Origin of the sequence: Nocardioides sp. (assembly GCF_050246775.1) — a bacterium.
Taxonomy (GTDB): domain Bacteria; phylum Actinomycetota; class Actinomycetes; order Propionibacteriales; family Nocardioidaceae; genus Nocardioides.
This window is the reverse complement of record NZ_JBFWVK010000007.1, coordinates 84,211-105,014: the sequence shown is the minus strand read 5'-3', so window position 1 is coordinate 105,014 and position 20,804 is coordinate 84,211. Positions and strand designations below refer to the sequence as shown.

General features: G+C 69.6%; 19 protein-coding genes. 8 read left to right on the top strand and 11 right to left on the bottom strand.

All coding sequences use genetic code 11. The features are described from left to right. Positions 1-7: 7 nt before the first annotated feature. Positions 8-1,168, bottom strand: a complete 1,161-nt coding sequence (locus AB7I40_RS21920; RefSeq protein ID WP_428347099.1) for a carboxylate-amine ligase — start codon at positions 1,166-1,168, stop codon at positions 8-10. Between the two features lie 173 nt (positions 1,169-1,341). On the opposite strand from AB7I40_RS21920, the gene AB7I40_RS21915 reads away from it, so the two are divergent. The 5 genes from AB7I40_RS21915 to AB7I40_RS21895 are packed head-to-tail and all read left to right on the top strand — an operon-like array spanning position 1,342 to position 5,091. Then, on the top strand, positions 1,342-2,286 hold the full coding sequence (locus AB7I40_RS21915; RefSeq protein WP_428347098.1) for an iron-containing redox enzyme family protein: 945 nt from the start codon (positions 1,342-1,344) through the stop codon (positions 2,284-2,286). After that, positions 2,283-2,528, top strand: coding sequence for a CDGSH iron-sulfur domain-containing protein (locus tag AB7I40_RS21910; RefSeq protein ID WP_428347097.1), 246 nt, complete (start codon positions 2,283-2,285; stop codon positions 2,526-2,528). The genes AB7I40_RS21915 and AB7I40_RS21910 overlap by 4 nt, the downstream gene beginning before the upstream one ends. Next, positions 2,525-3,184 carry a methyltransferase domain-containing protein gene (locus AB7I40_RS21905; protein WP_428347096.1) on the top strand — a complete coding sequence of 220 codons (660 nt, stop codon included), beginning with the start codon at positions 2,525-2,527 and terminating at the stop codon, positions 3,182-3,184. The genes AB7I40_RS21910 and AB7I40_RS21905 overlap by 4 nt, the downstream gene beginning before the upstream one ends. Next, positions 3,169-4,407: an AI-2E family transporter gene (locus AB7I40_RS21900; protein WP_428347095.1), complete on the top strand. Its 1,239-nt coding sequence runs from the start codon at positions 3,169-3,171 to the stop codon at positions 4,405-4,407. The genes AB7I40_RS21905 and AB7I40_RS21900 overlap by 16 nt, the downstream gene beginning before the upstream one ends. A gap of 30 nt (positions 4,408-4,437) precedes the next feature. Beyond that, positions 4,438-5,091 carry a response regulator transcription factor gene (locus AB7I40_RS21895; RefSeq protein ID WP_428347094.1) on the top strand — a complete coding sequence of 218 codons (654 nt, stop codon included), beginning with the start codon at positions 4,438-4,440 and terminating at the stop codon, positions 5,089-5,091. 50 nt (positions 5,092-5,141) lie between these two features. Here AB7I40_RS21895 and AB7I40_RS21890 read toward each other — a convergent pair whose 3' ends face one another. The 6 genes from AB7I40_RS21890 to AB7I40_RS21865 are packed head-to-tail and all read right to left on the bottom strand — an operon-like array spanning position 5,142 to position 11,160. Further along, positions 5,142-5,513 carry a bleomycin resistance protein gene (locus AB7I40_RS21890; protein ID WP_428347093.1) on the bottom strand — a complete coding sequence of 124 codons (372 nt, stop codon included), beginning with the start codon at positions 5,511-5,513 and terminating at the stop codon, positions 5,142-5,144. A 17-nt stretch (positions 5,514-5,530) separates the two neighbouring features. Next, on the bottom strand, positions 5,531-6,652 hold the full coding sequence (locus AB7I40_RS21885; protein ID WP_428347092.1) for an App1 family protein: 1,122 nt from the start codon (positions 6,650-6,652) through the stop codon (positions 5,531-5,533). 50 nt (positions 6,653-6,702) lie between these two features. Then, on the bottom strand, positions 6,703-7,149 hold the full coding sequence (locus AB7I40_RS21880) for a hypothetical protein (RefSeq protein WP_428347091.1): 447 nt from the start codon (positions 7,147-7,149) through the stop codon (positions 6,703-6,705). 9 nt (positions 7,150-7,158) lie between these two features. Next, complete coding sequence (locus tag AB7I40_RS21875) at positions 7,159-7,641, bottom strand: pyridoxamine 5'-phosphate oxidase family protein (RefSeq protein ID WP_428347090.1); 483 nt, start codon at positions 7,639-7,641, stop codon at positions 7,159-7,161. Between the two features lie 47 nt (positions 7,642-7,688). Then, the gene (locus AB7I40_RS21870; RefSeq protein WP_428347089.1) at positions 7,689-10,031 is read right to left on the bottom strand and encodes a heavy metal translocating P-type ATPase; all 2,343 of its coding nucleotides are present in this window, start codon (positions 10,029-10,031) and stop codon (positions 7,689-7,691) included. Positions 10,032-10,089: 58 nt separating this feature from the next. Next, entirely contained in the window at positions 10,090-11,160 is a 1,071-nt protein-coding gene (locus AB7I40_RS21865) for a S1C family serine protease (protein ID WP_428347088.1), read from the bottom strand. A 91-nt stretch (positions 11,161-11,251) separates the two neighbouring features. Between AB7I40_RS21865 and AB7I40_RS21860 the strand changes: the two genes are divergently transcribed. Then, positions 11,252-11,689, top strand: a complete 438-nt coding sequence (locus AB7I40_RS21860; protein WP_428347087.1) for a DUF7144 family membrane protein — start codon at positions 11,252-11,254, stop codon at positions 11,687-11,689. A gap of 154 nt (positions 11,690-11,843) precedes the next feature. Further along, positions 11,844-13,505, top strand: a complete 1,662-nt coding sequence (locus tag AB7I40_RS21855) for a hypothetical protein (protein ID WP_428347086.1) — start codon at positions 11,844-11,846, stop codon at positions 13,503-13,505. Here AB7I40_RS21855 and AB7I40_RS21850 read toward each other — a convergent pair. Both AB7I40_RS21850 and AB7I40_RS21845 read right to left on the bottom strand, forming a co-directional pair. Continuing rightward, on the bottom strand, positions 13,495-14,772 hold the full coding sequence (locus AB7I40_RS21850; RefSeq protein WP_428347085.1) for a hypothetical protein: 1,278 nt from the start codon (positions 14,770-14,772) through the stop codon (positions 13,495-13,497). The genes AB7I40_RS21855 and AB7I40_RS21850 overlap by 11 nt on opposite strands. After that, on the bottom strand, positions 14,769-15,272 hold the full coding sequence (locus tag AB7I40_RS21845) for a SigE family RNA polymerase sigma factor (RefSeq protein WP_428347084.1): 504 nt from the start codon (positions 15,270-15,272) through the stop codon (positions 14,769-14,771). Before AB7I40_RS21845 ends, AB7I40_RS21850 begins: the two co-directional genes overlap by 4 nt. Before the next feature lie 199 nt (positions 15,273-15,471). On the opposite strand from AB7I40_RS21845, the gene AB7I40_RS21840 reads away from it, so the two are divergent. After that, positions 15,472-17,646: a glutamine synthetase III gene (locus AB7I40_RS21840; protein WP_428347083.1), complete on the top strand. Its 2,175-nt coding sequence runs from the start codon at positions 15,472-15,474 to the stop codon at positions 17,644-17,646. On the opposite strand, the gene AB7I40_RS21835 is transcribed toward AB7I40_RS21840, so the two are convergent. Together AB7I40_RS21835 and AB7I40_RS21830 are read right to left on the bottom strand one after the other, a co-directional pair. Further along, positions 17,634-18,878: an acyltransferase family protein gene (locus tag AB7I40_RS21835; protein ID WP_428347082.1), complete on the bottom strand. Its 1,245-nt coding sequence runs from the start codon at positions 18,876-18,878 to the stop codon at positions 17,634-17,636. The two genes, AB7I40_RS21840 and AB7I40_RS21835, sit on opposite strands and share 13 nt — an antisense overlap. Then, positions 18,875-20,776 carry a glycosyltransferase gene (locus tag AB7I40_RS21830; protein ID WP_428347081.1) on the bottom strand — a complete coding sequence of 634 codons (1,902 nt, stop codon included), beginning with the start codon at positions 20,774-20,776 and terminating at the stop codon, positions 18,875-18,877. Before AB7I40_RS21830 ends, AB7I40_RS21835 begins: the two co-directional genes overlap by 4 nt. Positions 20,777-20,804: the final 28 nt, after the last annotated feature.

Genomic DNA, 20,804 nt, shown 5'->3' with positions numbered 1-20,804 from the left:
GTCCCTCTCAGCGGCGCGGCGGCACCGAGTGCGGGGCGTGCGCGGGACCGGCCGTACGCCGGTGCGCGTCCGCCACGACCGCGGGCAGGCTCCCGGTCGCAGCGAAGACCTGCTGCTGGCGGTCTGCCCCGCTGCCGGTGTCGAGCAACCGCGCCAGTTCCGCTGCCACGAGCTCCTCGTCGCCCGCGTCTCGCAGGGCGGGCGTGACCTCGTGCTGCAGCTGACGCAGGGCTGTGGCGGCCGGCACGAGGTGCAGCTCCAGTGGATCGACCAGTTCTCCGGACAGCCCGTAGCGTGCCGCGCGCCAGTGCGCGGCACGCAGTTCCTCGCTGCGCCACGACGGGCCATCGACTCCGGTGGCCCAGCGCCTGGCGCAGGTCTCCACGAGAGCCCGGACCAGCGCCGCCACGAGCAGGCTGTCGGCTGCCTCGGTGCACGAGTCGCCGACCCGGATCTCGACGGTGGGATACGTGGCCGAGGCCCGGGCCCCGAAGTTCAGCAGTGCGGGGTCCTGGGCGGCGCCCCAGGCCACGAGTCGGTCCGCGGTCGCGCGGTAAGCGGCCTCCGTCCGGAATGCCTCAGGCGGTCCGCTGCTGGGCCACATCTCCCAGAGTCGTGAGCGCCAGCTCTGATGTCCGGTGGACTGTCCGCCGTGGTAGGGAGAGTTGCTGGTCATGGCGACGATCAGGGGTAGCCACGGGCGCAGCCGGTCGAGCACGGCGACGGCTTCGGACTGGCTCTCGACCTGCACGTGGACGTGGAGGGCACACATCAGCGAACGGCTGGCCAGCTCGCCGTACGTCCGGTGGATGTGCTGGTAGCGCGGGCCGGGACTGACAGTGCCGGGTCCCTCTCCCAGAGGCGGAAGTCCGAGTGCGACGGCCGCCACCGCGTTGTCGGCGGCCGACTCGGCCAACGCCTCTCGTCCCACGATGACCTGCGCCGCCAGCTCCTCCATGCTCCGGCACGGTCGCGTCGCGAGCTCGACCTCCTCCTGGAAGAACTCCTCCTTGGCCTCCGGGTTCGAGTGGGCAGCTGGGCGGCCACCGGTCCACGTCCCCAACCGCGAGCGGCAGCCTCGGAGCACGTCGGCAGCCTCGGCTCGCACGCGTCCCGTGCCGGGATCCACCAGGAGGAACTCCTCCTCGATGCCGACGGTCCGGACCATGTCATCCACCCCGCCCCGGTACCCGCGTCGGACTGTCTTGATGCGACCGTCGCCCATCGGGTGGCTCGGTCCTGCCGGGCGGGGACGTTCCGCCCGGATCTGAGATATCCCGCCGGCTTCCTGGGTACAGGACAGGTCCGGCGACGCGAGGTGGGAGTGATGACGAGATGTTGATGCCGAAGGCCCGCGGTGAAGTGAGCGAGGCGGTCTTCGCCGCCTTGCGCGACCCCGACCGCGGATGTCAGGTCCCCCTCGGCGTGCGTGTCGATGATCCCGAGGACCTGCACATCGCGCTGTGGGCGTTGTACGAGCTGCACTACCAGGGCTTCGACGATGCCGACGAGGACCTGGAGTGGCACCCCGACCTCCTTCGCGTTCGTCTGGCACTGGAGCGCAGGTTCGAGGCCGACCTGCGCAGCCGGTACGTGGCACCGACCGGCGCTGAAGACTTCGCGAGCTCGTTCTTCGACTACGTTGCGGCCTTCGACGGTCCCTCCCTGGCGTCCTACGTGAAGGGCCGGGCGGACCGCCAGCAGGTGCTTGATCTGCTCCGGCTCAAGTCGATCTACCACCTCAAGGAGTCCGACCCGACGTCCTGGTTGGTGCCCCGGCTGCCGCCCGCTGCGAAGGCCGGCCTGGTGGAGCTGCTCTTCGACGAGTACGGCGCCGGCGATCCCAATCAACTGCACGCCCACCTGTTCGCCAAGGGCCTGGAGGCCAGTGGCCTCAGCGGGGCCTATGGCGCCTACATCGACGAGGCCTCGTTGGAGGTGCTCGAGGACAGCAACGCGATGTCCATGTTCGGCCTCAACCGTCGCCTGCGGGCTGCAGCACTGGGGCATCTGGCCGCATTCGAGGCGACCAGTTCGCTGCCCTCTCGACGGATGGCGCAGGGGTTGGCCCGGCTCTCCTTCCCGCGCGAGATGATCGACTACTACGAGGAGCACGTGGAAGCCGACGCGGTCCACGAGCAGCTGGCCGTGCGGGTGATCTGCGCAGCGGTGCTCGCCCACGAGCCCTATCTGCGCGACGACCTGTTCTTCGGCGCGTTCACCAGCCTGGACCTCGCGGACCGGTTCGCGCGACGCATGCTCGGGCAGTGGGGGGTCAGCGCATGAGCTGCGAGGTCTACTCGCACGGCGATGTCGTCCTGTGCCCGAACGGTCCGATGCTGTTGCGCGGCGACCATGTGGTGACCGACGAGGACGGGGCTGAGCACCTGACCACCCGGCCGGTCAGCGCGGTCTGCCGCTGCGGCCACAGTGCGACCCGCCCGTGGTGCGACGGGACCCACAAGCTCGTGACGCCCCATCGAGCGCCGCGACGACCGCTCCCGCGGAACACTGAGGCGGGCGCATGAGCGCAGAGACCGTCTCGGCCGCTGAGCGGGAGATGGACTTCGACGGACTGCGGATCTCGTTCGACAGTCGCATCATCGAGCCGAGGCCCTGGACCGCGGCCCAGTCCCACTGGGCCAGTGAGCTGCTCGCCGACCTGCCCCCCGGTGCGGTCCTCGAGGTGTGCTCGGGGGCTGGCCACATCGGGCTGCTGGCGATCGCGGAGCATGCCCGCGAGCTCACCCAGGTCGACCTCGACCCGGTCGCCTGCGAGTACGCCGTGCGAAACGCGCGACGTGCCGGCATGGCTGATCGCGTGCACGTCAGGTGCGGTCCGATGGATGAGGTGCTGGACGCTGGTGAGACCTTTCCGCTCGTCATCGCCGATCCGCCGTACCTGCCGACCACCTCGGTGGCCAGGTATCCCGAGGATCCGGTCGTGGCCATCGACGGTGGGCCGGACGGGTTCGACCTGGTGGCGGCCTGCCTCCAGGTCATCGGCACGCATCTGGCGCCAGCGGGCGCAGCGATCCTGCAGGTGGCCGACCTGGCGCAGGTGGCAGCGGTACGCCGGCACCTGGATGCGCACCCTGAACTGGGGCTCGAGCAGGTCGACGCACGCGACTGCGGTCGCGGAGCACTCATCCGGCTGGGCCGCGGGCCATGTTCGACTTCGTGAGGCCGTGGGCTCGGTCGACGCCCACTGCCGACCCCGAGACCGCCGAGCGACCTGGGGAGGGCGTGCTCTTCGGGAAGGAGGTCCTGTCCGTCTCGCTCGGCGACGGTCCGCGTCGGGAGGAGCCGGCACCCGGAGGGGCGGCGCCCTCTCGCGAACACGTGATCGGCGATGGCCTGACCTGGACCGCGACCTGGAGCCTGCGCTGGCTGCTCATCGTCCTGGGTGCCTACGTGGCGGGGAACCTGATCGGTCGGGTCTGGACGATCCTCCTCCCGTTGCTGCTCGCTCTGATCCTGACCACGATCCTGCAGCCCCTGATGCGTCGAGTACAGCGGGCGCTCGGTTGCCCCGCGAGCTGGGCCGCCGGCCTGGTCCTGCTGCTCGGGGCGGCCCTGGTCGCCGGGCTCGGGTTCCTCCTGGCCCCTTCGGTCGCCGGCCAGGCCTCCGAGATCGCCGAGGACGCGTCAGCCGGGCTCCGGCAGATGCAGGACCTCTTGCAGAGCAGCCCGTTCGTCACTCGCGAACAGTTCGAGACGGTGATCGAAGCCGCCCAGAGCCGACTCACCGAGAGTGCCAGCAGCATCGCCTCGGGGGTGCTCGTGGGCGTCAACGCCGTGACCTCGGCGGCGATCACACTCATCATCACGGTCGTCCTGACGTTCTTCTTCCTCAAGGACGGTCCGTTGTTCCTGCCGTGGCTGCGGTCGGTCTCCGGGGCGAGGGCGGGCCAGCACCTGGACGTGGTCCTGCGCGACTCCTGGGAGACCCTGGGCGGCTTCATCCGGACCCAGGCCCTGGTCAGCTTCATCGACGCGGTGTTCATCGGGGCGGCGCTGCTGCTGGTGGGGGTCCCGCTCGCTGTGCCTCTGGCGATCCTGACCTTCGTCGGAGGTTTCGTCCCGATCGTCGGCGCCTTCGTGGTGGGGGCGATCGCCGTGTTGGTGGCGTTGGTCTCGAACGGCTGGTCGGGCGCTCTGATCATCCTTGCCGTGATCGTCGTCGTGCAGCAGCTCGAGGGGAACGTGCTGTCCCCGTGGCTGCAGAGCAGGACCATGAAGCTGCATCCCGTGCTCGTCCTGCTCTCGGTGACTCTGGGCTCCACGTTGTTCGGCGTCGTGGGCGCCTTCTTCGCCGTCCCCGTCGTCGCTGTTTCCGCCGTCGTCCTGCGACACCTCAATGGCGTGGTGACAGCTCAGTCGAGCACACCTGTCGAGGATCCATGAGCTGGAATCCCTGGTGGGCCGGGTCCGCGCATGCCTCCTGACGCACAGCCGATACGCATCGCCGTCGTCGACGACTACGAAGTCGTCGTCGCGGGCGTCGCCAGCATGTTCGCCGGCTTTCGCGACCGCATCGAGGTCGTCGAGCTGGACAACCAGGTGCCGGTGGTCAGTGACGTGGACATCGTCCTGCTTGACACCTTCGCCCTTGTCGAGGGCCGGGGTCTGGGGTTGTCCCGGCTCGTTCGCCCGGGCGGACCGAAGGTCGTCGTCTTCACCTGGCCTGAGGACAACCGCTCGGCTGCGAGCGCTCTCGACCAGGGTGCCGTCGGCCACCTGTCGAAGGCGATGCCCGCCCAAGAGCTCGTCGCAGCCCTGGAGGAGATCCACGCCGGATCGGTGATCACGCGTGCACCGGTCGAGCCCCGTGCCGACGCGGACCTCGGCGACTGGCCCGGGCGCGAATGGGGCCTGACCCCCCGAGAGAGCGAGGTGCTGGCCCTGATCGCCCAGGGGCTCAGCAACCAGGACATCGCCGGGGCGATCTACGTGAGCATCAACTCGGTCAAGTCCTACATCCGTTCGGCGTACCGCAAGATCGGTGTGGAGCGCCGCAGCAACGCCGTTCTGTGGGCACTGCAGCACGGCTTCGGGCTCCAGCCGAAGCGGACGTTCCCCCCTCGCTGAGCATGGTCCTGCCTGCGATGGGCAGGTCGTGCGGGGCGATGGGCCGGCCACTACGTCGAGGGGAAGCCGCCGATGCGCACCAGGTTGCCGTGGACGTCGATGACATGGAACTCGAGCGCCCCCCACGGCTTGACCTCGGGTCGGCTGAGCTCGCCTGGTGCAGGCACCGTCGCTGCTGCCCAGGAGGCGTGGCAGGCGTATGCCTCCTCCGGGTCGGAGAAACGGACGTAGCAGCCGACATCGTTGGTCCACCGGTCAGCGGCGGGGTCGAGCCAGAAGTGCAGCTCGACGGCGAGACCTTCGTGTCTCAGCACGAGGTAGTCGGGCCATCGGCCTCGATCGGCGAAGCCGAAGGTGGACCAGAACGACGTCGTGGCGTCGAAGTCGGCGCTCTTCAGGATCGGAATGGTTTCGGCGACCATGACCCCACTGTGCCTGATCACTGGGTTGCCACGGCACGCTCGACCGCGTCGACCTCCTCGGCAGTGAGCAGTCCCAGCCCGGCCGCGTGCCGGGCCAACGAGTCGGAGCCGGCGACCAGGACGAAGGGCACGTCGTGGGCCCAGGTGTCGGTGATGGCCTCCACCCTGCGGTCGCCGGGATCGAGCCGCACCTCCCGGATGTACACCGCCAGGACCCGACCTGGGTGCCGTCTCACCGCGTCGGCGTAGATCTCCGGGTCATGCTGCCCGGAGTCGCCGATGAGGACGAACGACAGCCCGGGATGCAGATCCAGCACCTCGTCGATCCGGGCGGACTTGTGTGAGCCGTGGCTTCGGTCCACCTGGTCGCCGAGCAGGTCGCGCAGCAGCAGCGGACCTAGCGGGAAACCGCGGTGAGCCAGGAAACGATGGAGGAACCCGTGCAGGTTCCACGGGCTCGAGGACACATAGAAGACCGGGTTCTGGCTGCCGGGCGGGTTCGCTGCCAGAGCCCGGTAGAGCTCGGCTGCCCCGACGAAGGGCAGCCGGGTCAGCTCCGAGCCGACGAGGGTCTGTCGGATCATGGCCACGGCGCGCTGTGCGCCGGTGTGCAGAATGGTGTCGTCGATGTCGGAGATGACCCCGAAGGCCGCGCCCTGATCCGAGATCCGCACCCGCAGCGCCGTGGGCTCGGCGGAGTCGAGGCCACGGTACGGCGCCGCCAGGCTGGCCTCTCCGGTCGCCCAGGGCCCGACGAAAGGCTCGTCCCGGGTCACCAGTCGGGCCTCGAAGTAGCCCTCGGAGTCGCTGGTGACGTCAGCCTCGGCAGGCCCGACGCGGACTCGAAGCGGCACGCCGGGCAACTCGTCGGTCAGGAAGCGTCCGACAGTACGGCGGAACGCGGCCCACGCAGACTCTCCGTCCACCGCCTCAGTGGGCTCCGGATCATCGAGCACCCGTCCACGCAGCACGACCTCATGGGCGTTGCCGTGGCCGGCGTAGGAGTCGATCCGGAAGTGTTCGGGCCTCCGGTCGACACGGCGCGCCAGGCGCACGGCGTCCCATCGGCGCTCGAGACTGATGGCCAAACGGTGGCCGGCGCGGGCCGCCCGCATGCGTCGTGTCTCCTCGCTGCCCACCACAACCCCCTGACACCGGCACGTTCGAGCGGGTCCTGCCGCTCGTCAGCCTAGTGACCGTTGGCCTTCTCGGGCGGCACGGCAGTGTGGCGCGGGTCGCCATGGCTGCGGTTGCGCTCCTTCATCTCGGCTTCGCGCAGGTGTCGCCGCCCGAGCACGAGATCGTCGCGCACCTGGCGCTCGAAGGCCTTGAACAGCTCGTAGTAGGTGTCGTCGTACTCCTCGATGATCTGGAAGGTCCAGCGGCCTTCCAGCACGTTGCGGCCCACCAGTTGATGCTCGAGCACGTCGGCGAGCTCGTCATGCCCGGCCCCGCGCAGCATCCGCACGGAGTCGCGCAGCTGCGCGTCTCCGGTGCCGGTGAGCCGGTGGAACTGGTAGAGGTGGCCGCGTGCGGCCTCCGTGGCCTCGAGTGCCTTCGTGAGCATGCCGACAGCTTCGACCGTGGCGTCGTCGACCCCCGGCGGCCGCTGGTGCTCCTGAGCGGGAGTGTCCATGCCGGACACTCAGGGCTCCACGACGCCGTGGTCGGCGTCGTAGGTGTCGCCGGTGAGCTTGGTCTTGGCGAAGCTCACGAGGGAGGCGATGCGCCCGCCCGGGGTGTCCCAGTACTCAGCCTGTTCCACATCGACCCTGACCAGCACCGCGTTGGGGTCTTCGGGGCCACCGGGCAGCCACGCCTCGGCGAAGGTGTTCCAGAGCTCCTTCAGCTTCACCAGGTCGTCCACGACCTCGGCCCGCCCGGTGAGGGCGACCCAGGAGCTGCGTGAGGAGAAGGTCAGCGCCACCCGAGCGTCACCCTGGATGTCGGCGACGTGCTGGGTGTCGCGCGCGGTGATGAACCACAGCTCGGCGCTGGCCTCGACCTCCTGGCGGGCCATGGGCACACTGCGCACCCCGCTGCCGCCGAAGGTGGTGAGCATGCCGATCGGCATGTCCTCCATCAGCTCGACGAGCTTCTCCTGATTGCCGGAATCGGTTGTTGTCATGGGTGTGCCGTACCCACTTCGCGGGTTGTCGTGCGGTGTCGGCGCTCTCAGCCCAGATGATGGGTGCGCAGTCGAAGCGCGTTGGTGATCACGCTGACCGACGACAGGGACATGGCGGCCGCGGCGATGACGGGGGAGAGCAACCATCCGAAGGCCGGGTAGAGGATGCCCGCTGCGATCGGCACGCCGGCGACGTTGTAGACGAACGCGAACACGAGGTTCTGCCGGATGTTCGACATGGTCGCCCGGGAGAGCTGACGGGTGTGCACGATGCCGGTGAGGTCGCCCCTCAGCAGGGTGACGCCGGCACTCTCCATCGCCACGTCGGTCCCCGAGCTCATCGCGAGTCCGACGTCGGCGGCAGCCAGGGCGGGTGCGTCGTTGACACCGTCGCCGGCCATGGCGACCGTGCGCCCTGCCTGGCGCAGCCGGGTGACCACGTCGCTCTTGTGGTCGGGCAGGACCTCTGCCTCGACCCGTTCGATGCCCAGGCGGCGGGCGATCGCCTCGGCGGTGACGCGGTTGTCGCCCGTCAGCATCACCACGTCGATCCCGTCGGCCCGCAGCGCCGCGAGGGCATCGGCGGTGGTCGCCCGGACGGGGTCGGCGACCGCGAACGCCCCGGCGAGCTTCGCGTCGACGCCGACGAAGATGACGGTCGCCCCGTCGGTGCGAAGCTCGTCGGCCGTGGCCGACAGCGGGTCCACGTCGATCCCGTGGCTGCGCAGGTGAGATGCGCTGCCGAGTACGACGGCGTGGCCCTCGATGGTGCCGCGGACGCCCTTGCCGGTCGGGGCGTCGAAGTCGGTGACCGTCGGGATGCTCACCCCTGCGGCGGTGGCCGCGGCCACGACGGCCTTGCCGAGCGGGTGCTCGGAGGCGCGCTCGACACCGGCCGCGAGTCGGAGCAGATCGTCGGACTCGACACCCGCCTGCGTCACGATCTGGGTGACGCGGGGGCGTCCTTCGGTCAAGGTGCCGGTCTTGTCGACGACCAGGGTGTCGACCTTCTCCATGACCTCCAGGGCCTCGGCGTTCTTGATCAGGACGCCCAGGCCGGCGCCCCGGCCGACCCCCACCATGATCGACATCGGGGTGGCCAGCCCGAGGGCGCAGGGACAGGCGATGATCAGCACCGACACGGCCGCGATGAGGGCATGTGCCAGCCGCGGCTCGGGGCCTACGGCAGCCCACACGATGAACGCGATGAGGGACACCCCCAGCACCGTGGGCACGAACCAGGCCGCGACCCGGTCCGCCATCCGTTGGATGGGTGCGCGGGATCGCTGCGCCTGCGCGACCATCGACACGATGCGCGCCAACATCGTGTCGTGACCGATCCGGTCCGCACGGACCACCAGTGAGCCCGTCTGGTTCACGGTGCCGCCGATGACGCGATCACCGGGGTTCTTGGTGACGGGCATCGACTCGCCGGTGACCAACGACTCGTCCAGGGCGGAACGACCGTCCTCGACAATGCCATCGACCGGGACCTTCTCTCCCGGGCGAACGCGCACCCGGTCCCCGATCTGCACCAGGTCCAGGCTGACCTCCTCCTCGCCGCCGTCCGCGGTGATCCGCTGAGCCAGCTTCGGAGTGAGGTCGAGCAGGGCCCTGATCGCTCCGGAGGTCTGCTCGCGAGCCCTCAGTTCCAGGACCTGGCCGAGCAGGACCAGGACGGTGATGACGGCCGCGGCCTCGAAGTAGACGTCGACCGTGCCACCCATGCCCCGAAACGCGTCCGGGAAGGACCCGGGGGCGAGGGTCGCGACCAGACTGTAGAGCCACGCCACTCCGGTGCCGATCGCGATGAGGGTGAACATGTTCAGCTGCCGGGTCCGGATCGAGGCCCAACCGCGAGCGAAGAACGGGAAGCCTGCCCACAGCACGACGGGAGTGGCCAGGACGAGCTGGAACCAGGTGGAGGCCCGCGGGGAGACGACATCGTCCAGTGCAGGGACGAGGTGTGCCCCCATCTCGAGGACGACCACCGGGACCGCCAATGCCGTCGCGATCCAGAACCGCCGGGTCATGTCGGTCAACTCGGCACTCGGACCCGAGTCCGCCGTGGCCACGACCGGTTCGAGAGCCATCCCGCAGATCGGGCAGGAGCCTGGCCCCAGTTGACGGATCTCCGGGTGCATCGGGCAGGTGTAGTCGGCGGTGCTCTGCGAGGGGGCCGTCCGAGCCGGCCCGGCCTCCGGCGCGACGAGGAACGCGTCCGGGTCCGCGCTGAACCGCGCCTGGCAATGCCCGGAGCAGAAGTGGTACGTCGCTCCCGCGTGCTCAGCCCGGTGCGGCGTCGTCGACCGGTCCACGTCCATCCCGCAGACGGGGTCCTTCGCGAGCAGTCGCTCCGCGTCGGTGTCGTGGCCGTGCTGGGTGTCCATGACTCCAACATACCCCCAGGGGGTATCACCGCGAAGCGGCGCGGCGTACCTCGACGACCTAGGGCTGGGCCTCGAGGACGACGTCGAGCTTCGCGATGGGTCCCGTCCCGCGGCGGTAGCTCACCTCGACCAGGTCACCTGCGCTGCGGGTGAGAGTGGCGACGACCAAGGCATCCGGACTGGTGACCGCGACTCCGTCGAGCGCCGTGATCGTGTCGCCGGCGCGAAGCCCCGCCCGGGCGCCTGGCCCGCCGGGCGCCACGGCCGTGACGAGGAGCCCGGGGCCTGGTGACTGGGCCTGGGTCTCCAGCCCGAACGTCGGGTGGGTGACGCGTCCGGTGGCGATGATCTCGTCGGCCAGCCGCATCGCGAGGTCGACGGGGATGGCGAATCCGAGGCCCACACTTCCGCCGCCGGAGACTCCCGCCGCGTTGGCCACCGTGATGATGGCGGTGTTGATGCCGATCAGGCGTGCGGAGCAGTCCACCAGCGCGCCGCCGCTGTTGCCCGGGTTGATCGACGCATCGGTCTGGATGGCGCCGACCAGCTGCGCGGACTCGTTGTCCTCGTCCCCGGGGATCGGCAGGTTGCGATCGAGCGCGCTGATGATGCCGGAGGTGACGGTGCTCGCCAGGCCCTGGGGCGCGCCGAGGGCCACCACGGGCTGGCCCACCTGCACACCGGTCGAGGTGGCCAGTCGGATCGGCTGCAACTCGCCGCCGTCCTTCGTCTTCAGGACGGCGAGGTCGGTGTCGGGATCGCGGCCGACGATCACCGTTGCGAACGCCCTGCCGTCGTCCAGCCGAACGGCGACCCGACCACCGTCCGCAGCCAAGGAGATGACGTGGTTGTTGGTGAGGATGTAGCCCTCGGAGCTGATGATCACGCCTGAGCCCGTGCCGGACCGTGCCCCGTTGCGAGCGCTGATCGTGACAACGGAGGGCAGTCCGTCGGCGGCCACCGAGATGGCTCGGCAGACCGATGCCGTGGGGGAGCCGCCTGCCCTGTCTCCTCGCGCCAGCAACCCACCGACCAGGCCGCCCAGGACGGCGACAGCGACGAGGAGTGCGATTGCTCCGGCCACGCGGAGCCGGGTCCGCGACGCGTCCGGGGGTGGGGTGCTCGTCACACGGCCATGCTAGTCAGATCTGTGCCTGTTCACGGCGCCGATCTTGCGGCAGTCTGGAACAGCGTCGATGCACGCCGGAAGGGACTGTCCCATGAGTCACCAGGCATCAACCAGATCAACCACTCCGAGAGCCGGTGCCCGTGGCACGTCCGGCTGGGTCGGCTGGATCGCCTTCGCGAGCCTGATGCTCATCCTGCTCGGGACCTTCCACGTCATGGAGGGCATCGTGGCGCTCGCGAAGAACGAGGTCTTCCTCGTGCTGCCCAGTTCCCTGATCGTGAACGTCGACTACACCGCCTGGGGCTGGCTCCACATCATCTTCGGCGTCCTGGTGTTCCTGGCCGGGGTGGGCGTCCTCGCCGGCCAGGTCTGGGCGCGGGTGGTCGGCACCCTGCTGGCCATGGTGAGCGCGGTCATCAACCTGTCGTTCGTGGCCGCCTACCCGATCTGGTCCGTCACGATGCTGGCCGTCTCGGTCGTCGTCATCCTGGCGCTCACCGTCCACGGGTCCGAGATCAAGGCCGGCTGACGCGACCGCATAGCGGACACCCGCTCCTGCTCGTGGAGAAATCGTCGGAAAATGCCTGGTCGGGGGACCATTGCCCGCTCGCCGGTCCAGACCGCAGCGCCGCCCTGCACGGATTCCCCGGACGAAGCGGTTTCAGTCCCGCCAGACTCCGGGCATGTCCACCGAACTCAAGCGCACCAGCCTCCTGGCCCTGCTCTCCGCCGGCTGCCTGGCTGCCACAGTCGCCCTGACCTCACCCGCGGGCGCGCAGGTGGCCGGCGACGCCACCGCCGAGACCGCCTGGCACGTCGACGGCCCGGTGTTCGCGACCGTCATCGTCGGGGACACCCTGATCGTCGGCGGTGACTTCGACCGCGCCGTCTCGCCCACCGGCGCCACCCTGCGGCGCGACAACCTCGCTGCGTTCTCGGTGAGCTCGGGCAAGCCCCTGGTGAACTGGCAGACCAGCGCCCCGGGCCGGGTGCGGGCCATGGTCACCGACGGCTCGTCGGTGTGGGTCAGCGGCGCGTTCTGCGTCGGCCGCAGCAAGTCAAACCGGGGCCGCACCGCCGTGATCAAGCTCAACGGCACCACCGGGAGGGTGGACAACAGCTTCCGGGCCGCAGCCGACGGCGTCGTACGAGCCCTGGCCCTACGACAGGACTCCCTCTACATGGGTGGCTCCTTCGAGAAGGTCAACGACAAGTACTGGCGCAGCAACGTCGCGAAGATCAACGCCGCCAACGGCGCCTTCGACGAGAGCTTCCGGGCGCGGACCGACGGAGCCGTGCGCGGGATCGTCACCTCGCCCGTCGACCGCGAGGTCTATCTGGCCGGCTCCTTCTACGAGGTCAACGGTGAGGAGCACCGCGCCGTGGCCGCTGTCGACGGCCGCAGCGGCGTCGTCCGCGACACCCTCTTCCGGCCGGTGGCCACCACCCTGGGACTGGACATCTCGCCGGACGGCCGGCTGCTCTACGCCGCCACCGGCGGCGAGATCAACGGGGCCTCGGCCTACGACACCGCCACCGGACACCGGATCTTCCGCAAGAAGGTGGACGGCGACGTCCAGGCCGTCCGCTACCACGACGGCACGCTCTACTTCGGCTTCCACAAGGGATACCTGGGGCGCACCACGGTGAAACTGCTGGCCGCCGACGCCTACAACGGCTCGATCGACCCCGACTTCAGCCCCCGGATCACCGGCTACTGGGGAATCCACGCCATCGCCGCGTCGGACACCGCAGTGGTGGCCGGTGGCAACGTGAAGTCCGTCAGCGGCGTCGCCACCCAGGGCTTCGCGATCTTCGACAACGACCTCGCGCCCAGCCGCGAGTACGTCGGCGGAGTCACGCCGTGGCGCTACCTGGACCAGGGAGCCCGACCCGATGGCTGGGAGAGCCCGACGTTCGACGACAGCACCTGGTCGTCGGGTCGCCCGTCCTTCGGGTACGGCGACGGTGACGAGCGCACGCTGATCACCTCCGGCCCGGCCGTCAACGAGTGGTACCCGACGTCCTACTTCCGTACCACCTTCGAGGTGGGTGCGCTGCCCTCCGCGCTGACCCTCAAACTGGCCGCCGACGACGGCGCCGTCATCTACGTCAACGGTGTCGAGGTGGCGCGCGACAACATGCCTGAGGGAGCCGTCGGCAACGCGACGCGTGCCACGACGTACCGCAGCGCTGGTGCCGAGGAGCTGCTGCGCCGCTTCTCGATCGACCCGTCGGTGCTCCAGCTCGGCACCAACACGATCGCGGTCGAGGTGCACCAGGCCACCGGCGGGCGTTCCGACCTGACCTTCGACGCGCGCCTCAGCGGGACCCTCACGCCGTAGGCCGGTGCCGTGGCGTACGGCGCCGTCGCCACCGGTAGCCGCCCAGCAGGAGCAACGGGATCGCGACGACCAGGCCGAGCTGCCACCAGTACCAGGTCCACAGCTGGCTCGAGGTCCCGAACAGGGCCCAGTGCGGACCGCCGGCCAACGCGTCCGCAGCCCACTGCACGCAGAACGACTGGTTGCGTGGGTGCACCGCGACGATGGACCGGGCTCCCTCGGCCGTCACCAGCATCGAGCGAGCAGGCGATCCCTCTCGTTTGAGCGGCACCACCGGGTCGTCGCCGATCCAGGCCGTGGGACACCCGGCGTCCCAGTCCTCGACGGATCGGCTGTCCAGCTCGGTGCCGTCCTCGGTGCTGAAGAAGCGCAGACTGGTCGCGTTCTGACCATCACGCGGGTCCTCCAGCAGGAGCAGCAACCTGCCGTCGGGGGAGATGCTCGCGTCAATGCTGGAGGACTCCTCCGCCCCCCACGGCTCGTCCAGGTCGAGCGTCAGATCACTCGAGGCGCCGGTGCGCAGGTCTGTGGTGGTGAGGACTGGTGGGAGGTCATGATCTCGGCCCCCGGGGCGTCGCAACGTGATCACCTGCGTCGCGTTGGCAAAGCCGACGCCCCAGGCTCCGTCGAGGACGGTTGCCCGCCCGCTGGCGAGGTCGAGCACCATGGGTCCTGCCTTCCCGCCGCGGGACCGGGCGCTCACCAGGACCGAGGCCCCGTCCGGCGACCAGGTCACGCCGGTGTGGCCGACGGCGCGGAAGTCCGAGGCGCCGCTCTCGCCATAGGTGCGGAGCTCGCCGGTGACCAGGTCACGCACGGTCAAGGTGTCGGACCCGGCGCTCTGCGGCAGCGTCAGCAGTCTGGTCCCGTCCGGTGACAGGGTCCCCGAGACGTACGGCGCCCCCCACGTCCGACCCGAGGAGGAGACCAGGATGGTGAAAGCGTTGCCGAAGTTGTTGTCGGTGACCATCGCCGCGATCGGGCCGGGGGTGTCAGGCACCCGGTCGGACCACGACGCGGAACCGATGCGCTGGGGATAGCTGTGCACCCCGCCGGCGCCGTCGCTCGCGATCGGCGGGGACTGGTCGCTCAGCCGTGGCCCGATGACGACAGCCGTCGCGACCAGACCCACGCACACCGCCCCGATGCCGATCCGCCGGGTCCGGCGACGGCGGCGGCCGGCCGCCCACGCGTGCGCTGCGAGGTCACCGGGGACGGGGGCAAGGTTGGCCAGGTCGTCGAACGCGGCGCGGAGTCTCACGGTCATGTCGTCTCCATGGGGTCGAGGTCCGCGAGCAGCTCCGGGGCCAGGACTCGCAACCGCGCCAACGCGTGCCGCGCCTGGGACTTGACCGTGTTGACCGAGCAGCCGAGCACGGCGGCGGTCTGCTGTTCGGTGAGGTCGTCGTAGTAGCGCAGCACCAGCACGGCTCGCTGTCGGGTGGTCAGGCGCAGGAGCGCCTCGCGCAGAACCAGCCGCGGGGCCACCGTCTCGGCAGGTGAGGTGGAGGCGTCGCGGGGGACCGGCAGCCGCACCGCGGCTGCGTCGCGGACCCTGCGCTGACGCCACCCGTCGACGGCTCGCGTGTAGAGGATCCGCCGCACGTAGGGCTCGGGATCGGGGGTGATCCGGCTCCAGCGGTCGGCGGCCCGGATCAGGGTCTCCTGCACGACGTCCTCGGCCCGGTGGGCATCCCCGGTGAGCAGGTAGGCGGTGCGCAGCAGGGCTGCCGACCGGGCGCGCACGAACGCCTCGAAGTCCTCCACCGCTCACCCCCTTGCCCATTACTACGGCCAGGGGACCATCTTCGGGTGGAACCCGCCGAAACCAACTCGATTCGCAATCGCAAAGGTTGTTACACGGGCGAAACAAGGCCGACACCGGCGATGCATCCTGCTCGCTAATTTCAGTGAGTCAGATCTGAAATCAGCCGCCCCGAGCAGCTTCGTTCAAGGGATGCCCACTGTGAGTGGAAACAACGTACGCCTCCAGGCGATCAAGGACGTCGAGGCCTATGTGCCGCCGGCCGTGAGCTTCGACCCGGGTGAGGAGCCCGGCGAGATCTTCGGCGAGAACGTCTTCAGCCTGACCGTCATGGCCAAGCGCCTGCCCAAGACCGTCTACAAGTCGGTCCTGGCGACCATCGAGCACTCCGCCCCGCTGGACCCGGTCGTCGCCGATGCCGTCGCGTCCGCCATGAAGGACTGGGCCCTGGAGAAGGGCGCCACCCACTACGCACACGTCTTCTACCCGCTGACCGGCCTGACCGCCGAGAAGCACGACAGCTTCCTCGACCCCGTCGGCGACGGTACGGCGTTCGCGTCGTTCTCCGGCAAGACCCTCATCCAGGGCGAGCCCGATGCCTCCAGCTTCCCCAACGGTGGGCTGCGCAACACCTTCGAGGCCCGCGGCTACACCGGCTGGGACGTCATGAGCCCGGCGTACGTGCTGGAGAACCCCAACGGCAACACGCTGTGCATCCCCACCGTGTTCGTGTCGATGACCGGTGAGGCCCTCGACCACAAGACGCCCCTGCTGCGCTCGCAGCAGTCGATGGCCGAGCACGCGGAGCGCATCCTCAAGCTGTTCGGGCACACGCCGGACCGCGTGGTGTCCTTCTGTGGCCCCGAGCAGGAGTACTTCCTGGTCGACAGCCACTTCTTCCTGTCCCGTCCGGACCTGTTGAACGCCGGCCGCACCCTCTTCGGTGCCAAGCCGCCCAAGGGCCAGGAGTTCGACGACCACTACTTCGGCGCCATTCCCGAGCGCGTGCTCGGGTTCATGATGGACACCGAGCGTGAGCTGTTCAAGCTGGGCATCCCGGCCAAGACCCGCCACAACGAGGTCGCCCCCGGCCAGTTCGAGATCGCCCCCATGTTCGAGCGTGCCAACGTCGCCTCCGACCACCAGCAGCTGCTGATGACCACCTTCAAGACGATCGCCAAGAAGCACGGCATGGAGTGCCTCTTCCACGAGAAGCCCTTCGAGGGCGTGAACGGCTCCGGGAAGCACGTGAACTTCTCGTTGGGCAACTCCACCGAGGGCAACCTGCTGCTGCCCGGTGACACCCCGCACGACAACGCCCAGTTCCTCGTCTTCTGCGCCGCTGTGATCCGCTCGGTCCACAAGTACGGCGGACTGCTGCGGGCCTCGGTGGCCTCGGCCAGCAACGATCACCGGCTCGGAGCCAACGAGGCGCCGCCGGCGATCATCTCGATCTTCCTCGGCGAGCAGCTGGCCGACGTGTTCGACCAGATCGCGAAGGGTGGCGCCACCCGGTCCAAGGAGAAGGGCTCGATGCTCATCGGCGTCGACACCCTCCCGGTGCTGCCCACCGATCCGGGTGACCGCAACCGGACCAGCCCGTTCGCCTTCACCGGCAACCGTTTCGAGTTCCGGGCCCCGGGCTCCATGCAGACCGTCGCCGGCCCCATGGTCACCATCAACACGATCATGGCCGAGGCGCTGGACTACATCGCCACCAACCTGGAAGCCGCCGTGGCGGCCGGGACCGACTTCGACGTCGCGGTCCAGGACATCCTGGCCGAGATCATCGCCAACCACGGTGCCGTCGTCTTCAACGGCAACGGCTACTCCGAGGACTGGCAGATCGAGGCGGAGGCACGCGGACTGAAGAACCTGCGGACCACCGTCGACGCCCTGCCCGAGCTCATCGCGCCGGAGGCTATCGAGCTGTTCTCGAAGTACGGCGTGTTCAACGAGCGCGAGATGCACAGCCGCTACGAGATCGGCCTGGAGCACTACCTGCTGACCGTCCAGGTCGAGGCCAACCTCACCGGCGAGATGGGCACCACGATCGTGCTTCCCGCCGCGGTGCGCTACCAGACCGAGCTCGCGCAGAACGTGGCGGCCCTGAAGGCTGCCGGGGTCGAGGCCGACCTGTCGGCACTCGAGGCCATCTCGGTCCCGATCACCGACCTGAAGGCGGCCCTGACCAAGCTCACCGAGGTCACCTCGGTCGACCATGACGAGGACCCCTTGGTGCAGGCCACCTACGTCCGCGACAACGTGCTGCCGGCCATGGCCGAGATCCGGGCCGCGGCCGACATCCTGGAGAACATGGTGGCCGACGACCTGTGGCCGCTGCCGACGTACCAGGAGATGCTCTACATCCTCTGAGAGCCGACGCTCGATCCGGCGCCGGCCGGCTCGCGGGAGACCGTGGGCCGGTCGGCGCCGTCGTCGTGTTCGAGGTGTGCGTAGTAGTCACGCGCCTTGCCGTTGCGGTCCATCGTGCTGAGCAGCTTGAGTCCGGCGGACTCCACCGTCTTCGAGCTCACCCAGGCAAGGGCTATGGCGAGGATCGCGACCAGGAGCGCGGTGACCAGGAAGAACAGGCCGGGCCGAGCGGCCGGCAACGCGCCGAGGGTGTCGAGCAGCCGCATCACGGGCTCGTGGATCAGGTAGATCCCGTAGCCCAGGCCCCCGACCCAGACGAGCGGGCGCCAGCTGAACGCCGCCGGCCACGGACCGTCGTGCAGCACGATCCCCGACAGCGCGATCGCCAGGGCCAGCGCGTACGCCGGACTCCACCACGCACCGAGCGGTGTCTCGGGGCGGTTGAGGACGAGTGCGACCAGCGCACCCACCCCGAGCAGTCCGGCGGCCAGCCGCGGGGTGCGGGCCAGGCGAACGCCGGAGGCGCTGAGCACCGCCAGCCCCATCCCGATCCCGAAGTCGGCCGCCTTCGCCATCGGCGAGAACCAGACCGACCAGTTGGTGGGCTCGGGGTGCGTGAACACCGTCGCCCACAGCAGGTAGCCGACGCCGAGGGCCACCAGCGACACCGGGAGGGCGAGCGCCACGACCATGCGGCTGCTGCGGGTCCTCGTCCGGCGTACGGCTGCATGGACGAGGGGCACCGACAGGGCCATGAGGACGTAGAAGTGGAACTCCACCGCCAGCGACCAGGCGGGTCCGGCGTCCCAGAAGATGTACTGGTCGGAGTAGACGTGGGTGAAGCTCAGGTGCAGCAGCAGGTCCTGCCAGTGACCGGGCAGCGAGGGATTGGTCAGCGCCCAGACCACGATGATGATCGCGTAGTAGAGCGGCACCAGACGTGCCATCCGTCGCAACAGCAACACCCAGCCGGGGCGGCCGGTGCTGCCGGCCAGGGTCGCCCTGGCGACAGGCAGGAACAGCACGAACCCGGAGAGCACGAAGAACATGTCGACGAAGAGCTCGGAGCCCACCATCACCTGGTGGGCCACGCCCGACCACGGCCAGGCACTCTCCGGCCCGGTGCGGTTGTGCTGGTAGGCGTGGAACGTCAGGACGATCAGGGCTGCCAGTCCGCGCAGCCAGGTCAACGGGTACGACGGGCCGGCGTGAGTGTTCGTGCGCGTCGTCATCGGACCACCCCCGAGGGGGCGAGGCTCGACGTCGAGCTCGGGGCCGTGCGTGGCGTCACGACCCACTGGTGCTCACCGCGCAGCTGCTTGAGGTGGGCGATGCGGTTCACGAGGTTCTTCAGCTCGTTGTAGGCCAGGAGGTTGGCCAGACCGGCCGCGACGAACCACCACGGGTGCGCCTTGATCTCGGGTGCCGCCAACCGCCAGGCGGCCAGCGTCTGCATCGGTCCGGAGGCGGCCACGAACAAGGTCACGACCAGGAAGATCGGGGAGGAGAAGTCGAGCCCACCGTCGCGCCAGGCCAGGAAGCCGAGCAGCGGCCAGGCCATCAGCGAGATCCACGGATAGAGCTCGCGCCAGCCGAGCAGGTACGCCGCGCCGGTCTTCTGTCGCAGGCTGAGTGCGGGGGAACGCAGGATCGGCCACAGGTGTCGCACCGACACCTGGAACCAGCCCTGGGCCCAGCGCATCCGCTGCTTCCACAGTGCACCGGCAGTCTCGGGGGCAAGTTCGCGGCTGATGAGACCCGGGTCGTTGACGATCCGGCCGCCGGCGGCCAGCACGCGCATCGAGGCTTCGATGTCCTCGGTGAGGTAGGAGCCGCGCAGCCGGATCTTCTCCAGGGCAGACATCCGCCAGTAGCCGTTCGAGCCCCCGAAGATGCCGAAGCCGTGCAGGGAGGCCCTCCCGGGGTGGGCAACCGCGTAGATCTGCTCGAACTCGACCGCGACCAGCTTGGCCAGCGCCGAGTCGTCGCCGTTGCGGATCACGCAATGGCCCTGGACGATGTCGACGCCGTCGGCGATCCAGCGCCAGGCGCGGTCGAACGCGCCGGGCATCGGGTGGTGGTCGGCGTCGAAGATGCCGACGAACTCGCCCTGCGCGACGCGCAGGGCGGCGTTGACGTTCTGTGCCTTGGAGGTGCTGTCGTGCACCTTGACCAGGGTCAGGGCCTCGTGCTGCGAGGCCAGCAGGGCCAACTCGTCCTCCACGGGCAGGTGCACCGGGGTGTTGTAGGCGAGCACGACCTGCAGCCCGCCGGCGTAGTGTTGGCTGAGGAAGATCGCGACGGTCTCCAGGATCGTGTCGGCCTCGTTGGGGAGGTAGGCCGCGATCACGGCGGTTGCCTTCGGTGCCGGCCGATCCGGCACCTCGGGCAGGATCGGGGGCTCGAAGGCGTGGGTGCATTCGGCCCAGATCGTCAGCGCGGTCAGGCTCAACGCGCCGACGAGCGCCCAGTAGACGATGTCGGAGACGTCGAGTCCGACGGTGTAGAGACCGACCAGGGCGAGGAACGGCAGGAGGATGCTGCCGAGGGTCGCGGCAAGGATCTGGTTGCCGGCGCTCCATACGTCGATCCGGGGTTGCCGGTTGCGCAGGTGGATGCCGCGTTGCCGCGGCTGCAGGTCGCGCTGGAGCACCGACTCGCGTGCGGCGGTCGCGGCGTACCGCTCGGCCTGCTCGGGGTACTGCTTGCGGGTCACCGGGGCCCAGCCCACACCGAGATCGATGACGCTGCCGTGCTGTCCCAGGGAGTCGAAGACCTCGATGGCGTGGTAGGCCATCTCCTGCAGGCGCACCGGGCGCGCGGCCCGGTCCTCACGACGCAGTCGCAGGGTGAGCCGGCCGTCGGGGGTTCCGGCGACCACCTCGCCGGGTTGCAGGAACCTGGTCAGGAGCGTGGCCGCTTCGACGATGACCTCGGCCGGTGCGCGCACCGATGCCGTGACGTCGGCGCCGGGTACGGCCCACACGGGGTCCAGGACGGCGACGATCTCGCGGCTCAGTGGCCGTGGGAACCGGGGTCGGGCGACGAGGACGTCGGCGGCGGTCCCCACTCGCCCGTTGGAGGAGGGGGCAGTGGTCGGGTCTGGATCGGACAGGAGGGGCAGGGGCACGGGTTGTCGCCTTCCGGAGTCGGACGCG

Excerpts from the sequence above, each read along its gene's own strand:
- AB7I40_RS21895 (WP_428347094.1), top strand. The coding sequence starts at position 4,438 with ATGCCTCCTGACGCACAGCCGATACGCATCGCCGTCGTCGACGACTAC.
- AB7I40_RS21910 (WP_428347097.1), top strand. The coding sequence starts at position 2,283 with ATGAGCTGCGAGGTCTACTCGCACGGCGATGTCGTCCTGTGCCCGAAC.
- AB7I40_RS21920 (WP_428347099.1), bottom strand. The coding sequence starts at position 1,168 with ATGGTCCGGACCGTCGGCATCGAGGAGGAGTTCCTCCTGGTGGATCCC.
- AB7I40_RS21900 (WP_428347095.1), top strand. The coding sequence starts at position 3,169 with ATGTTCGACTTCGTGAGGCCGTGGGCTCGGTCGACGCCCACTGCCGAC.
- AB7I40_RS21850 (WP_428347085.1), bottom strand. The coding sequence starts at position 14,772 with ATGACCGTGAGACTCCGCGCCGCGTTCGACGACCTGGCCAACCTTGCC.
- AB7I40_RS21870 (WP_428347089.1), bottom strand. The coding sequence starts at position 10,031 with ATGGACACCCAGCACGGCCACGACACCGACGCGGAGCGACTGCTCGCG.
- AB7I40_RS21855 (WP_428347086.1), top strand. The coding sequence starts at position 11,844 with ATGTCCACCGAACTCAAGCGCACCAGCCTCCTGGCCCTGCTCTCCGCC.
- AB7I40_RS21835 (WP_428347082.1), bottom strand. The coding sequence starts at position 18,878 with ATGACGACGCGCACGAACACTCACGCCGGCCCGTCGTACCCGTTGACC.
- AB7I40_RS21860 (WP_428347087.1), top strand. The coding sequence starts at position 11,252 with ATGAGTCACCAGGCATCAACCAGATCAACCACTCCGAGAGCCGGTGCC.
- AB7I40_RS21915 (WP_428347098.1), top strand. The coding sequence starts at position 1,342 with ATGCCGAAGGCCCGCGGTGAAGTGAGCGAGGCGGTCTTCGCCGCCTTG.
- AB7I40_RS21890 (WP_428347093.1), bottom strand. The coding sequence starts at position 5,513 with ATGGTCGCCGAAACCATTCCGATCCTGAAGAGCGCCGACTTCGACGCC.
- AB7I40_RS21875 (WP_428347090.1), bottom strand. The coding sequence starts at position 7,641 with ATGACAACAACCGATTCCGGCAATCAGGAGAAGCTCGTCGAGCTGATG.
- AB7I40_RS21880 (WP_428347091.1), bottom strand. The coding sequence starts at position 7,149 with ATGGACACTCCCGCTCAGGAGCACCAGCGGCCGCCGGGGGTCGACGAC.
- AB7I40_RS21905 (WP_428347096.1), top strand. The coding sequence starts at position 2,525 with ATGAGCGCAGAGACCGTCTCGGCCGCTGAGCGGGAGATGGACTTCGAC.